This window comes from Thalassotalea nanhaiensis, assembly GCF_031583575.1.
Classification (GTDB): Bacteria; Pseudomonadota; Gammaproteobacteria; order Enterobacterales; family Alteromonadaceae; genus Thalassotalea_A; species Thalassotalea_A nanhaiensis.
In genome coordinates, this window is the sequence record NZ_CP134146.1 from 1836655 (window position 1) to 1851132 (window position 14478).

The 14478-nt window shown below is 38.7% G+C and carries 14 protein-coding genes; 6 read left to right on the plus strand and 8 right to left on the minus strand.

The window, feature by feature from the left end:
• Nucleotides 1-18: 18 nt before the first annotated feature.
• From RI845_RS08060 to amrS, 4 genes are all read right to left on the minus strand, one after another.
• Complete coding sequence (locus RI845_RS08060; protein WP_348389221.1) at nt 19-330, minus strand: hypothetical protein; 312 nt, start codon at nt 328-330, stop codon at nt 19-21.
• An 88-nt stretch (nt 331-418) separates the two neighbouring features.
• Nucleotides 419-1468: a metal-dependent hydrolase gene (locus RI845_RS08065; protein ID WP_348389222.1), complete on the minus strand. Its 1050-nt coding sequence runs from the start codon at nt 1466-1468 to the stop codon at nt 419-421.
• A gap of 7 nt (nt 1469-1475) precedes the next feature.
• Entirely contained in the window at nt 1476-2087 is a 612-nt protein-coding gene (locus RI845_RS08070; RefSeq protein ID WP_348389223.1) for a hypothetical protein, read from the minus strand.
• 8 nt (nt 2088-2095) lie between these two features.
• Entirely contained in the window at nt 2096-3178 is a 1083-nt protein-coding gene (amrS, locus tag RI845_RS08075; RefSeq protein ID WP_348389224.1) for an AmmeMemoRadiSam system radical SAM enzyme, read from the minus strand.
• A gap of 104 nt (nt 3179-3282) precedes the next feature.
• Between amrS and amrB the strand changes: the two genes are divergently transcribed.
• The 3 genes from amrB (at nt 3283) to RI845_RS08090 (ending at nt 5242) form a co-directional block, all read left to right on the plus strand.
• Nucleotides 3283-4053, plus strand: a complete 771-nt coding sequence (gene amrB / locus RI845_RS08080) for an AmmeMemoRadiSam system protein B (protein ID WP_348389225.1) — start codon at nt 3283-3285, stop codon at nt 4051-4053.
• Nucleotides 4031-4606 (plus strand): AmmeMemoRadiSam system protein A, encoded by a 576-nt coding sequence (gene amrA / locus RI845_RS08085; RefSeq protein WP_348389226.1) that lies wholly within the window; start codon nt 4031-4033, stop codon nt 4604-4606. Before amrB ends, amrA begins: the two co-directional genes overlap by 23 nt.
• Nucleotides 4607-4954: 348 nt before the next feature.
• Entirely contained in the window at nt 4955-5242 is a 288-nt protein-coding gene (locus RI845_RS08090; RefSeq protein WP_348389227.1) for a GIY-YIG nuclease family protein, read from the plus strand.
• A 410-nt stretch (nt 5243-5652) separates the two neighbouring features.
• Here RI845_RS08090 and RI845_RS08095 read toward each other — a convergent pair whose 3' ends face one another.
• Nucleotides 5653-7860 (minus strand): S46 family peptidase, encoded by a 2208-nt coding sequence (locus RI845_RS08095; protein ID WP_348389228.1) that lies wholly within the window; start codon nt 7858-7860, stop codon nt 5653-5655.
• Nucleotides 7861-8180: 320 nt separating this feature from the next.
• Here RI845_RS08095 and RI845_RS08100 point away from each other — a divergent pair, with 320 nt between their 5' ends.
• Nucleotides 8181-8660: an aminoacyl-tRNA deacylase gene (locus RI845_RS08100; protein WP_348389229.1), complete on the plus strand. Its 480-nt coding sequence runs from the start codon at nt 8181-8183 to the stop codon at nt 8658-8660.
• Between the two features lie 75 nt (nt 8661-8735).
• On the opposite strand, the gene RI845_RS08105 is transcribed toward RI845_RS08100, so the two are convergent.
• Nucleotides 8736-10064: an Hsp70 family protein gene (locus RI845_RS08105; protein ID WP_348389230.1), complete on the minus strand. Its 1329-nt coding sequence runs from the start codon at nt 10062-10064 to the stop codon at nt 8736-8738.
• A gap of 128 nt (nt 10065-10192) precedes the next feature.
• Between RI845_RS08105 and RI845_RS08110 the strand changes: the two genes are divergently transcribed.
• Both RI845_RS08110 and RI845_RS08115 read left to right on the plus strand, forming a co-directional pair.
• Nucleotides 10193-10609, plus strand: a complete 417-nt coding sequence (locus tag RI845_RS08110) for a DUF1294 domain-containing protein (RefSeq protein WP_348389231.1) — start codon at nt 10193-10195, stop codon at nt 10607-10609.
• 90 nt (nt 10610-10699) lie between these two features.
• Nucleotides 10700-10879, plus strand: a complete 180-nt coding sequence (locus RI845_RS08115; protein ID WP_348389232.1) for a hypothetical protein — start codon at nt 10700-10702, stop codon at nt 10877-10879.
• On the opposite strand, the gene ppx is transcribed toward RI845_RS08115, so the two are convergent.
• Both ppx and ppk1 read right to left on the minus strand, forming a co-directional pair.
• A complete protein-coding gene (gene ppx, locus RI845_RS08120) occupies nt 10880-12415 on the minus strand; it encodes an exopolyphosphatase (protein ID WP_348389233.1) in 1536 nt (511 codons plus the stop codon).
• Nucleotides 12408-14474 carry a polyphosphate kinase 1 gene (ppk1, locus tag RI845_RS08125; RefSeq protein ID WP_348389234.1) on the minus strand — a complete coding sequence of 689 codons (2067 nt, stop codon included), beginning with the start codon at nt 14472-14474 and terminating at the stop codon, nt 12408-12410. Before ppk1 ends, ppx begins: the two co-directional genes overlap by 8 nt.
• Between the last annotated feature and the right edge of the window lie 4 nt (nt 14475-14478).

A 14478-nucleotide genomic window follows, 5' to 3' on the forward strand; every position in this document is an offset into this window, starting at 1 on the left:
TGCTTGTGCTGGAATAGCCTAATGGACAATACCGTGATGTTTTTCAGCGCAAGTATGGCAAATGTATTCATCATGCATATGACCACGTAAATTTGCTTTATTACATTGAGCACAGCGAGCAAAATATTTATCGTCGCTTGTCAGCTTTTTAAGCTCTCGCTCTAGTTGGTCATCGCTGGTATTTAACGGCAATTTTTTAACAATTCTATATTCCCGTTTTGGCTCATGTGGCCCTAGCCAATCTACCATTTCAACTGAAATATCAATAACACCTTGGGTTTTATCTATCCAAATGTATCTTCTAAAGTCTTCTTCATTGTTGTTAGACATGATCTGGCTTCTTTTTATTATTAATCTGTTCTAATTATTACTGCTTTTTTTACTTTAGCAATTTATCAGTTTATAAAATTTTTCATCGTTAATTTAACGTGACTTGATGTTTACTAAAGTACTTCATTCGGTATACGTGCCAGTCACTTTTACTATCAGTTTGATGTTTTTGGCACATACCATAACGAAAAGACGGGGTTATATTTGGCCAGTGGTAGCGTAAGTCACTAAACCAAACGCAGGTTTGTTGCGGTGTGTGCTGGTAATCATAAAAAATAGGGTAAACGCTGAAACGTTGGAACGCCTTAAACTTATGATGTTGCCAAACTTGTCTGGCATGTTTGTTCATTTGTGGCTGTATTGGCAGGGTGTAATAGTGTTGCCAAATTAACTGCTCGTTCAAGTGGTAGCTTTGTTGTTGCGGTAAACTTAACTTGTTACTAAACCATTCTCCAACGTGATCGTTGGTCAGTTTTATATACGCTTGATCGAATCCATTTGCCGTTTGGCTAATTGCTTGCCAGTAAAAAAACGAAAATGGTTGTGGCAACAAAGTAACGGGTTGTGGGTTGTCACTTAGCGACTGCTGGACTTGATTTTTAACGTTAATTACCACAAGCAAGTAGCAAGCAGGCAACAACAGTGCCAATACTTTAATCACTTGGGTTTTGTAATTTATGACGAACAACAAACTGCACAATACTAATGCGCTAAAGTAAATATCGATTACAAATAATAGATTGAATGCAACTTTATAACGGCTTATCGGGGCAAACCATTGCGTACCAAATGCAGTAAGGCTATCAAGCAGGGGGTGTGAAATAAGGGCTAGTAAACACAGCCAATATAATTGTTTAGACGGTAGCGGCCAAGCAGTAAGGCGCTGCCAACATTGCATTATTAGCCAAGCCCACAAAGGCGCCAGTATTAAAGAGTGTGTTTCTGCCCGGTGCCAGTCAGCAAGAAACTCTAACGGGTTAATATAAAATAGCAGGTAGTCTATGTCTGGAAATAGCGCAGCGCTTACGCCAATCAGTGCCCGTTTTTGCCAAGACAGTACGGGTTGTTTATCTGTATCACTAGAGCGGGGTAGTTGTGCGATTGCAGCGCCAACAATAGCATGAGTTAATGCATCCATTTATATGTCACTTGCGTAGCCTTAATGGCCTGCTAATTACCTTCAACACATGGTATAACTCACTGCTTCTTTTTAACGTTCGTTGTAACAATGCCTTGGTTTTCGCATGTTGCACACTATTGTCAACAAAGTAGAAGCTTAAACTGAGTAAATAGGCCGACGTTACCGACAATTCATCGCCTACTCGTTTAACCCCTGAATAATCCCTACCAGCGGCTTGCAAAAACCATTGTACTGTACGGCTTACCCGCGTAACTCCGTGAGCTTGCAAGTGAAAGTGGCCCGGTTCAAATTTATAGGCAAGGATCTCTTTAATTATACTTTTGTGGGGCGCGAGAAAATTAAGCCAAGCCATTATGCAATCAATTAAACGCTCAGTACTGGTTGAATTGTTACGGTCTAGTTTGCTTGCGAGCTTCAGCATGGCGAGATCTGCCTGATCAAACAATGCTTCAGCCATATCGTCTTTCGAGCGGTAAAAGCTGCGAATAACGCTAAGATCGCATTGCAGCCTTTCTGCCAATGCCAACATACTAAAACTCTCCCAAGAGCTTTGCTTAGCCAGGCTCAAGGCTTCATCTAAAACGATTTGTGGTGTTATTTCTTCGCCATTCTTCATTTCACACTTTACCCAATTGATACCGGAATACGTTGTCTGCCAAAGCCATTTTTGTATTCACCAAATATGCCATTAATTGGCTGATCGCAGTGTTGGCAATTACCGCTTGAGGTTAGATGATATTGGCTTATTTCATACCAGTTGCGCTTTATTACCGGATGTTGGCAGTTCGGGCAATAGGTAGAGTCTGAGTCGACATCAAACACATTGCCGCAATACACAAATTTTAATCCATAGCTTTGGGCAATACTTCTTGCTTTTAACAAAGTGGTTATCGGTGTATTTCCTTTATCAAGCATTTTAAAGTCAGGATGGAAGGCACTGAAATGCAGGGGAATGTCAGTGCCAAGGTTTTCGGCAATCCATTGACACATATTGTGCAGCTCTGCCTCTGAGTCGTTTTCGTCGGGAATGAGCAGGGTGGTTATTTCAAACCAAACATCCGTTTCGTTTTTTAAATACAGCAGTGTATCTAATACCGGTTGTAAATGGCCGTGGCATATTTTGTGATAGAACTCTTCTGTAAATGCTTTTAAATCGATATTGGCCGCGTCCATGTGCTGATAAAATTCAATCCTCGGCTCATCACATACATAACCGGCACTTACCGCTACACTCTTTATCCCTTGTTCTTTTGCGGCAATGGCAGTGTCTATGGCGTATTCCATAAATATTACCGGGTCGTTATAGGTAAACGCCAAACTTTTGCAGTCGTTTTGCTTAGCTGTTTTTGCCAACTCCTCTGGCATGGCTGAACCGCACAGAGTGTCAAGCTGTCTTGATTTGCTGATGTCCCAGTTTTGGCAAAATTGGCAGCTTAAGTTACAACCGGCAGTACCAAATGAAAGAACGCGTGTGCCAGGGTAAAAATGGTTAAGTGGTTTTTTCTCGATAGGATCAATACAAAAGCCAGAAGAGCGACCATAGCTAGTTAACACAATTTCGCCTTTATGATGCATACGTACAAAGCAACTGCCACGTTTACCTTCACGTAATGTGCAATGCTGTGGGCATACTTCACAGCGCACTCTACCATCATCCAGTCGATGCCAATACTTGGTAGGAAAATGTTCTATGAAAGCATCTGCCATGTTTATTACCGCCTGTATTAAGTATAGCCAAATTCTTTTTCTATACTTAATAGTTGTAGAAGCATAATTTTAATTTAGTTTAATCCGTAGGAGCAATTGTGAATGTGCGCGAGCCTGCTGTAGCGGGCAGTTTTTATTTTGACGATCCCATCGATTTGGCAGACAGTGTGCTGCAATGTATTGGTGAATTTGTTGATGCGGGTGTACAAGCCAAGGCGTTAATTGTGCCCCATGCAGGCTATATGTATTCAGGGCCAGTAGCTGGTGCGGCCTATCGGTTGTTAGCTAACCGAGCTGATGACATTAAAAGAGTCGTTATTTTGGGGCCTTGCCATCGGGTAGCCGTAAATGGCTTAGCGGTTACTGATCATGATGCATTCTCAACACCATTGGGCGATATAAATGTTGATGTAGAAGGTTGTCAGCGATTAATAGATAAAGGCATGGTGCACTGTTCAAACGAAGCGCATCAGTATGAACATTCGTTAGAAGTTCAATTACCATTTTTACAAGGCTGTTTAAGCAACTTTACCTTGCTGCCTATTGTTGTGGGGGCATGTACGCCAGATGAGGTATATACCGTAATTAATGAGCTTAATGTTGAAGGTACTTTGTTTTTAATAAGCACCGACATGAGCCATTTTCATACGTATCAGCAGGCAAATGCTATCGATAACTTTAATATCGTGCGGATGCTTAACTTTGATACCGACCTGACTGGTGAAGATGCGTGTGGCAGTAATGTACTCAATGGTTTTTTTAAATTTTGTGATCATGCCCAGTGGAAAATAAAAATGGTTAAATATGAAAATTCCGGTGATACCGCAGGAGATAAAAACAAGGTAGTGGGCTATGCCAGCTTTATCGTGTATTGAGCTCACTCAACACGAGCAACAGCAAGCCATAAATCTTGTTTGGCAGGTTTTGAATCAGGCCGTTAAAGAAAACTGTTATACAAAGCCAATTGCACCAAATTCTACTACGTTACTTTCCCCATATGCGTGTTTTGTTACCTTGTATGTTAGTGATGAATTACGAGGCTGCGTGGGGACAATGCAACGTGAGACACCGCTGTGGGAAAACATCTGTAAATACAGTTATAGTAGTGCTTTTGAAGATTATCGCTTTGACCGGTTAACGGCTAAAGAGCTTGAACATTTAAGTTTTCAAATATCAATATTATCACCGCTTGAGCCGATGGAAAATAAAGGCGAAGCACAATTATTTGCCGAGTTGGAGCCAAATGTTGATGGTTTAGTTATTGAATACCAGCAGCATAATGCACTGTTTTTGCCTTCGGTTTGGCAGTCATTACCAAGCGTTAAAGATTTTGTTAGTAAGCTAAAGTTAAAGGCTGGTTTAGCGGAAGATTATTGGCATAACGATATTAAACTATTTCGTTTTAATACCTTTTCAATCAAGTCCTGAATCGTTTATCACCGATTACTGAACTCGATACTCTAGTATTTCCCTGAACTTGTTTCAGGATCTTTAGTAAGTATCTAATTAACCTAGACTCTGAAATAAATTCAGAGAGGAGGATGGACCCTGAAATGAATTCAGGGAGTGGTTAATGATAACTCAGTCTTACTCGCCACTTGCTGAACTTGTTTCAGCATCTAATTAACCTAGACCCTGAAGTGAATTCAGAATAGGAGGATGGACCCTGAAATAAATTCAGGGAGTGGTTAATGATAACTCAGTCTTACTCGCCACTTGCTGAACTTGTTTCAGCATCTATCATTAATAGCTAACCACATTGAAAAGGATTTCATAATGAGCAATTGTGCCGTATACATATTAACCAATAAAAAACATGGGACTATTTACATAGGTGCTACTCGAGATTTAGCACGTAGAATAGACCAACATCATCTACAAGCAACAGATTGTTTTACATCAAAATATAACTTACGTACTTTAGTTTATTATCAACTATGTGATCATTTTTATGAGGCTTTAACTAGAGAAAAGCAGTTAAAGAATTGGCGACGTCAATGGAAAATTAATTTGATAGAAGAGGATAATCCTGACTGGCTTGATTTAGGCAATCAACTCGCTTAACTAGTAGTTTATAACCTAGACTCTGAAATAAATTCAGAGAGGAGAAGTGGATCCTGAAATAAATTCAGGGAGTGAGAGGGGTAATGAACTCCAGTTCTCACCCACCATTTGCTGAACTTGTTTCAGTATCTTATTACTATTTTAATAGATCCTGAAATCGATGTCTTAGCATCGCCCTGAACTTGATTCAGGGTCTAATTAGCAACTTATAACCTAGACTCTGAAATAAATTCAGAGAGGAGAAGTGGATCCAGAAATAAATTCAGGAAGGGAAAATAGAAGAAAATTAACAGAATTTAAGCCATCCGTGGCAATTCTAAGTTAATTCATCCCTGAATTAAAAAAGCGCAATAATGTGAATTATCGCGCTTTTATTTCAAAGATTATTTTAGTTTATTTATGTAAACGTTTTATTCTGCAACTGTGGTGTTAATTTCACTGGTTGCCGACATTTCAACGATGTCCATTTCATCAATTAGGTTGGTCGCGCCATCAATGTGCTCCATAACCCAAAGCATGTAACGTACGTCTACATGAATTGAACGGTTTAATTTAGCGTCATAATCCCAACCACCAATGATGCTCTCGTATACACCGTCAAACACTAAACCAACAAATTCTGCTTTGCTGTTTAATGTTGGTGAGCCAGAGTTACCACCAGTAATATCTAATGTACCTAAGAAGTTTACTGGAACAGTATTCAAGTCATCTTTGGTGTATGAGCCATATTGTCTTTTGTTGATTAAATCGAGTTGCTTTTTAGGCGCATCAAAAGGAAATGCACCCGTATCTTTAGCGACAATACCTTCAACGGTAGTGAATGGGGTAGCAGTAATGCCATCTTTAGGTGAGTAGCCTTTTACGTTACCGTAGGTTACTCGTAGCGTACTGTTTGCATCGGCATATACCGGGATGTTTTTCGATTTATTGTAAGCGATTAACGCTTCCATAAATTTAGGACGGTATGCTTGTAAATTACCGGCTAATTCTTTGCTGCTGTCTTCAATGGCTTTACGCGCTTTAAAGGTGTTAACCGCTAATTGAATGAATGGGTCGTTTGAGTTATTAAACTCTTCTACGCTTTTGTTCATCCACGCTAAACGCGTAGCTTCGTCGGCCAATTTGGTTGTTTGGTAAATAGCATCAAGTTTGTTATTTAACTCGGTTTCATTTAATCCGTTTTCTAAGCCAAAAAATTGGTCAAGCTCTTCAATACGCTGCTTTTTAGGTAAAGCGGCATAGTGCGTTAGCATATGCGCTAATATCTTTTGATCAATGTCTACATCTAAGCGACGGTTAATGGTTGTCATGCTTTGAGCAAAACGATCCATATCGCGCTCTTGATAACCGCGTTGGCGCTCAAGATCAGGCTTTGCTTTTTCAATAGCTAAGCGGTGTAGTTTATTTGCGGTAGTCAGTAACTTGCTTCTTGCCATGTAGCTTAATACATAACTGCGTGGGGCAAACTCTTGGCTGTCATTAACTAGTTTGTTCAAACCAGACAGGGCACTGCCGTATTGAGCTTTACGTGTAGGGTTACTGTTAATCCACGCGCTTAATTGTGCTTCTAGCTGCTGCTTACGTTCAAGGGTTGTGCCTTTGTTGTAGCTTTCTATTAATGAACCGTAGTTCTTGGCGTAATTTGCCAAGCTTGCCAATTCGTTTTGATACTTAATGCGTTTATCGCTGCCAACTTCAGAGTTCTCGTGAATTAAATTGATGATCTCTTCACGGTAAGATTTAGCCACAGGATAAGCCCAAGTGAATTGATGCTCAACTTCACTCGCTACGCGGTAGCGGTTTGTTCGGCCAGGGTAACCCAACACCATAATGTAGTCGTCTTCATCAACAGAGGCTTTGTTCACTTTTAAGTGATGCTTAGGCTGATATGGTACGTTGTCCAGCGAGTAATCTGCTGGTTGGCCATCTTTACCTACGTATGCACGGTAGAATCCGTAATCACCGGTATGGCGTGGCCACATCCAATTATCAATATCACCACCATACTTACCAACACTTGATGCCGGTGCATGCACTAAACGTACATCGCGGATCATTAATTGTTTAAATAAGTAGTACTCAAGCCCGCCGTGAAAGTTAACGACGCTACAACGGTAATTTTTATCTTGTTCACATTCACCAACAAGCTTTTTACTATTAGTGTCAATAAACTTGTAACGCTCATCACCCTTCATTGCTGTTGTAATACCAGCTTTAATAAGTGGGGTTACTTCGGTAATTTCTTCGGTTACATAAATGCGTTGTCCTGGCGCTGCAGGTAATTCTTCTGCGAACGATTTTGCTAAAAAGCCATCTTTAAGAAGGTTGTTCTCTTCCGTCGAGTTATATTGCACAGAGCCATATACACAGTGATGATTACTTACCACTAACGCCTGATCAGACACAAACGAAGCAGTACAACCCCCTAAACTGACAATAGCGCCCATAGGAAACTCTGTAAGGTTGGTTAAATCAGTTGGGTTTAATTCTAAGCCGGCAGCTGTTAATTCTTTAGCGATACTAGGTAATTGATGTGGTTGCCACATGCCTTCGTCGGCAACAGAAATAGAACTTACTGCTGTAATTGCGCAAAGCAGCAAGGATGATAATTTTTTCATCTAATTCTCCATGATGATGAATTCTTTTTATATATGGTCGGGATTTTTACAAAAACAGTTACTTTTAGTCAAATTGAATAATTCAATAATTGTTATAAAAGTTATCTACTAGTGAATAAAGGTTTACAGTTATTTTTCCTGTTTCCATCATTATGTTTATTTTTTAAATGGTTTTCAATGAGTTAATTGGTGGTTTTGTTTGAATAATTATCATAAAAATAAAGCCAGCGGTATTGATTGTAATTATGCCTATCTATGCAGAAGCAACTATACTTAATAGGCTACATTAGCATTTGATTGACATAGTTTTGGAGGTGTTTATGACTATTGCAACTCGACTTGACTCTTATCTGAACGAACATCAAATTAATTATCAGTTACTTCCTCATTTTCATAGCCTTAATTCAGTAAGCAGTGCTGTATCTGCTAACGTACCATTACATAAAATTGCGAAGGCGGTGGTACTTGAAGATCATGAAGGACGAAAGCTTATGGCGGTGTTACCGGCAAATAATAAAGTGAGTATGTCGTATATTAATGATGAATTACTTGGCAGTTACCATTTAATTAAAGAAAGTAAAGTGTATGAGTTATTCAAAGACTGCGAACATGGTGCGGTGCCTCCTGCAGGTGACGCCTACAATATGACAATGGTTTGCGATTCATTGCTTGATGACTTAGATGAGGTTTATCTTGAAGCTGGCGATCACGAAAATTTAATTTGTCTTGATCATGAAGGCTTTAAAAAGCTCACAGAAAACTCAAGGCATATGCGTTTTAGTCGACAAGTGTTTCATTAGAATAGGAGCGAATCACGAATCACGATTTATCAAGAAGTGTAGGGTATTAAAACCCCACACTTCTTGAACTTGTTTCTATCCGAATTTACGGCCCGCATCTATCGCCAAGCCCATGCCTACGCTGCCAAATTTATCACCATCAACTATTTCTGTGTTAGGAAATAAATCTGCAATGGTTTGTCTAACCATAGGTATTGCTGTTGTGCCACCGGTCATAAATACTTTTGTTATGTCGGTGTATTTAATACCAGCATCAGCAATGGTCAGTAACGTCTGTTTTTTAATGTTGTTTACTTCAGTTTGTATCGCGTCATGTAATTGGTTAATGGTTAAATCAACGTTCAATTTTGACTCAACATAATCTAAATCGATATTAGCAGTGCTGTGTGTGGTTAAATCAATTTTTGCTTGCTCAACATCTATAGCCAACAAATGTCCCTCGCGTTTATTGATCACGTTTAATAAGCGGTCTATTAATTGTTTGTTTTCAACTCTGAACGCTAAGTCTTTTAACGAAATTTGTGTATTTTTTTCATATAAATGATGAATTTTATGCCAGGTTGCCAATTCATGATAATAGCTTGAAGGCATGAACATTTGCTTGGTTTCATTGTGCGAAACATTTGCCATTGAACTGCGAATGCTAAATTGGCTGTCGGTATTACGGATTTGTTTGGTTTCTTTAAGTTTACTTTTATAACCCAAGTGCGGCATAACGATTTCAAGGCTTAACTTACGGTCAAAGTCGGTACCACCTATATGAATACCACCGTTAGCTAATATATCGTCTTCACGATCACTTCTAAGAGCACGTTCAGGTGACAGGCGAACCACTGAAAAATCAGAGGTACCACCGCCAATATCAACGATTAAGGCTATTTCTTCGTTATTAATGCTTTGTTCAAAATCAAGGGCTGCCGCAATGGGTTCATATTGAAATAACACATCACTAAAGCCAGCTCTTAATGCCGCTGTTTCAAGAGTGTCTTGAGCTAATAAATCGGCTTGTTTGTCGTTATCTACAAAGTGAACCGGACGACCTAATACTACTTGCTCAAACGGGCGATTCGCATTAGTTTCTGCTCTGGCTTTTAAGTGGCTTAAAAAACTGGTAACAATGTCGGCAAAAGGAACCTGTTGCGACTTTATTTGAGTTTTCTCTTCCATTAACGGTGTACCCAACACGCTTTTTAATGAGCGCATAATACGGCCAAACTCACCGTCAATGTATTCGTTAATTGCCGCGCGACCTAAAAAGGTTTGGTTCAGTTCAAAGTGAAAAAATATTGCGCTGGGAATGGTAAATTTACCGCCTTCCAAAGGCAATAATATCGGGTTACCATCTTGAATTGTGCCAAAGGTAGAGTTAGAAGTACCAAAGTCTAAGCCGCAATATGTGTTCACAAATGTTCCTTGTTTACGTTAAAAACGCAATTGATCGTAGTTAGGCGGGCAATTTTACGCTGAGTTGCATTACTTGGCTATAACGTTGTTTAATAACTTATAAAATAATTAGAGGAGTAATAACAAACTTGGCTCATCACACTGTAAAACAAGGTAAAAATAGAAGAGTGCGCAATTCAAATAACGCATCGATATATTTTGCTCTCCTATTTATCATGTCTGTTGGTTTGTTAGTGGTGTTTAACGAACTTGCCATTCACTTTTTGGCTGGCTACGTGGTGCTAAGCATTATTACTATGATTATGTATGGCTGGGACAAAAAGGCTGCAGAAAAAGGTCATTGGCGAACACCCGAATTAACTTTGCAGTTACTTGCCTTGATTGGCGGCTGGCCTGGTGCTGTATGGGCACAGCAAAAATTTAGGCATAAATCTAGAAAACTGTCTTTTAGAATACAGCTTTGGTTGATGATCATTTTCAATGTGTCAGCTTTTGTCTGGTTTTGTGTACCGCTGGCTAATAGTTTTATTCAATCCTGGTTTTAACAAATTTCGGCTTTGATTTGGCAAGAAAAGCGTTTATTGCATAAACTTAGTGGAGTTAGCTGCGTATATCGACACTTCTAGGGGAGTAATATGGTTAAATCTTTATGTAAATGGAAGAAAAAAGAAGTAGAAAATCATTTACATGAGCTTTGGCATATTGTTGATAAACCACGTCATATTTGTAAAGACTGCGCTCGAGCATCGCATACCAAAGGGTATTTATGTAAGCCGGTTAAACTTCCACATGACAGCCATTCAGGCAAAGATTGATTAAACGCCTTTGTAAGTTAATTTTATCCCTAATTTTTGCATTTGTTTGATCTCTGTATCCAAGTTGGCTTTAAAAAGCTCCTTATTTGTTAACCATGCTTGCGGAAATTCTAATTCAGCGTTGTTTTTGTGTACCTTAAATTGCCACGTTGGTAAAAAATCTTTCTGACGCTTTTGGTTAAACAACACTGACAACCTAAAGATAACAATAAGCCGAGCAACCCATTTATAGTCAAATAGTGATAATTCAGGAATTAACTCATTTAAAATCTTCTTTCTGTGTAATCGTATTAAGGTAGCTAACAGGGTAACTTCATCTTGATTGAAGCCAAGCATGCCTGCATTTTCTATAACGTAAGCAGAATGCTTGTGATAATTTGATGAGTTAATGTGTAAGCCCACTTCATGCAAAGCACTTGCCCAACGTAAATACCTTGGTGTTTCTGGTATTGCGTTAAAGTCCCAGCCTGGTTGGCTCTGCTTTAATAGTTGTAAACAAGTAAGTGCTACATGCTCGTTGTGTTGTACATCTACACTAACGCGGTTAATCAGGCTTTCTATGCTTCTTTCTCTTATGTCTTCATGCTGTAAATTATCGTCCATTTCATAAAGCGCGCCCTCTCTTAATGCCTTATCACAATATTCAAGTTGCGTTATTTCAAACAGATCAAAAATGGCCATCATAATTATTAAACCACCAACAATGACATGTTGCCTATCGGTGGTCAGGCCCTTAAGCTTTATTTGTTCGAAGTGATCAAATTTTAAAACGGCATTTTTAATGTCTGTTAACGCTTGATGAGTCAATGGGCCTTGGCAAAAGTTATTGGCGTGCGCAATCTCTGTTAATGCTGAAGCGGTGCCCGATGTACCTATGGCTAATTTCCATGTTATGTTTTTAAATTTATCTACAATTGGCTCCAGCTCTTGCTCAGCAGCAAGTAATGCATTTTTGAAGCGTTTTTTATTAATTTTTCCTTGGCCAAAATGGGTTTTACTTAAACTTACACAGCCAACATTTCTGCTGCTCAGGGCAAGTGTGTTGAAACCGTTGCCAATAATAAACTCCGTGCTGCCACCGCCTATATCGACAACTAACCGATTTTCCTGATAGTGCATGGAATGTGCTACACCCTGATATATTAGGCGTGCTTCTTCTTGCCCTGAAACAACTTGAATTGGGTAGGGGATAATAGCTTTCGCACGTTGTAAAAATTTACTGGCATTGTTCGCCACTCTTAAGGTGTACGTAGCAATAATATTTACTTTACTAGGATGAAACCCTTTAAGTGTTTCTGCATATATCGCTAATGTTCTTAAACCTCGCTCAATGCTTTCTTCACTCAAATTTAAATTAATATCCAAGCCTTGAGCTAATCGGACTCTGAGTTTTTCTTTTAATAAAATTTGTACATCTTGCTCTACAATACGGGCAAGAACTAAATGAAAGCTGTTTGAGCCTAAATCAACAACCGCCACTTTTTGTGATTTACCGATAATTTGAGACTGGATGGATGTTACTTCCGAGTTAGTCATGGCTTTCACATTGTTTTAGGTATTGATAGATTTCTCGCTGAGAACTTAGCTTTTTAAGTTTGTTGCGGTTTACGTACTTATTTTGCTGAAGTGGATCAACGATACGAGCTTTACAATTATCAAATATTTGTAGGTTTAGAATGTCGATAATTTGTTGTTTTAACGCAGGTGAATATATGGGCAAGCCGACTTCGACCCTATCTTCTATATTTCGCGCCATCCAGTCTGCAGAAGTAATAAATACCAGGGGAGCGCCATTGTTATGAAATAACATTACTCTGGCGTGCTCTAAATATCTATCAACAATACTGGTGACTGTAATTCGTTCGCTAATACCGGCTAAAGCTGGTTTTAAACTACACATACCTCGAATGATCAAATGAATATCTACACCGGCATTGCTGGCAGCATAAAGTTTATCGATAAGCTTTTTATCAACCAAGTTGTTCATTTTTAAAATGATTTTGGCTGGTAAATTTGCCTTGGCATTTTTTATTTCATTTTTAAGTAGCTGATTCAAACGTTTTCGTTGATTTATTGGTGAGATCAACAGGTGATCAAAATGAACGTCTTTATAGCTGTGTTCGATAAATTTAAAGACGTTATCTACTTCTTCAGCAATTAACTGGTTTTTAGTAAAAATGGCAAAGTCAGTATACATTTTGGCGGTATCTTCGTTGAAATTGCCTGTACTTACTTGGGCGTACTTTACTATTCTTCCTTGTTCAACTCGGTTGACCAAGCACAGTTTAGAGTGGACTTTTAAAGAATTTATACCAAACAGAACTTTGATCCCTGCATCGGTCATTTTCTTGGACCATTCAATATTATTGCTTTCATCAAAGCGCGCTCTAAGCTCTACATTTACGGTTACCTTTTTACCATTTCGCACCGCATCTAATAACGAACCAATAATTTGTGACTTTTTGGCCACTCGATAAATGTTTAATTTTATCGAGGTGACTGCCGGATCAAAAGACGCCTGGCGCACAAACTCCTTAAAATGGTGAAACTTATGGTAAGGGTAGTGCAGCAATATGTCTTGCTCTGTAATTGCTTCAAAAGTAGTGTTGTATTTACAAAACTGTTGGTTATCCAGCGCTGGCCATTTGGTATACCTTAAGTTGGCTTTGCCAACGTTTGGAAATTTAATAAAGTCTTTAAAGTTACGATAACGACTACCCGGAGATGTACTGTCATAACTGGTAAAGCCAAGTAATTTTTTAAGCTTTTTTTCCATCCTGGAGGGCATTTGCTCATCACACACAATCCGTACCGGATCTGCATGTAGGCGTTGCTTAAGGCTTTTCGACATTTTCATTAATATTGAATCGTCTAAATCTTGTTCACTTAATAAATACTCGGCATCTCTGGTTACTTTAAATGAGTAGGCAACTATATCGTCAAAGGTGAAAAGTCCTTTAAAAATGTCAGTTAATGAAAAGCAAACCACATCATCAAGCAAGATAATTTTTTGAATATTGTCGTTTTTATCTTTCGGTAGTAAGACAAAGCGATTAGTTTCAGTGCAGGGTACTTCTATCGCAGCATACTGATACTTTTCTTGATTACTCAGCTCGACAAAAAGGTAGGTTAAATGATCTTCAATACAACTGGGAAAGTCGATTAAATTACTCACGATCAATGGTTGCGTATAGCGCAGTACTTTATTGGTAAAGTATTGCTTTAACCATTGTTGGTGGTATTCGCTCAGATGTTCATGGGTGATTATTTCAATGTTCTGCTTTTTTAATTCTTGCTGTATTTTTAAGTAGGTTTGATTGAAGTCGTCATTAAGCTTTAATACCTTTTCTTGAATATCATTAATTAATGCCTGGTATTTATTGAATGCAGCTAAATTACCCTCGGCTTTTTTAAGTAACGCCTTACGCTTTATATCTGCTACTTTAACGCGAAAAAATTCATCTTGGTTATTTGAAAAAATACCTAAAAACCGTACTCGTTCAATAACTGGGTTATTGATATCTTGGGCCTCTTGTAACACGCGTTCATTAAACGCTAACCAGCTGAGTTCTTTTGGATAATACAATTGAGTCATAATT

Coding starts and splice junctions, on each gene's coding strand:
- RI845_RS08060 (WP_348389221.1), bottom strand. CDS start 330: ATGTCTAACAACAATGAAGAAGACTTTAGAAGATACATTTGGATAGAT.
- RI845_RS08065 (WP_348389222.1), bottom strand. CDS start 1,468: ATGGATGCATTAACTCATGCTATTGTTGGCGCTGCAATCGCACAACTA.
- RI845_RS08070 (WP_348389223.1), bottom strand. CDS start 2,087: ATGAAGAATGGCGAAGAAATAACACCACAAATCGTTTTAGATGAAGCC.
- amrS (WP_348389224.1), bottom strand. CDS start 3,178: ATGGCAGATGCTTTCATAGAACATTTTCCTACCAAGTATTGGCATCGA.
- amrA (WP_348389226.1), top strand. CDS start 4,031: ATGCCAGCTTTATCGTGTATTGAGCTCACTCAACACGAGCAACAGCAA.
- RI845_RS08090 (WP_348389227.1), top strand. CDS start 4,955: ATGAGCAATTGTGCCGTATACATATTAACCAATAAAAAACATGGGACT.
- RI845_RS08095 (WP_348389228.1), bottom strand. CDS start 7,860: ATGAAAAAATTATCATCCTTGCTGCTTTGCGCAATTACAGCAGTAAGT.
- RI845_RS08100 (WP_348389229.1), top strand. CDS start 8,181: ATGACTATTGCAACTCGACTTGACTCTTATCTGAACGAACATCAAATT.
- RI845_RS08115 (WP_348389232.1), top strand. CDS start 10,700: ATGGTTAAATCTTTATGTAAATGGAAGAAAAAAGAAGTAGAAAATCAT.
- ppx (WP_348389233.1), bottom strand. CDS start 12,415: ATGACTAACTCGGAAGTAACATCCATCCAGTCTCAAATTATCGGTAAA.
- ppk1 (WP_348389234.1), bottom strand. CDS start 14,474: ATGACTCAATTGTATTATCCAAAAGAACTCAGCTGGTTAGCGTTTAAT.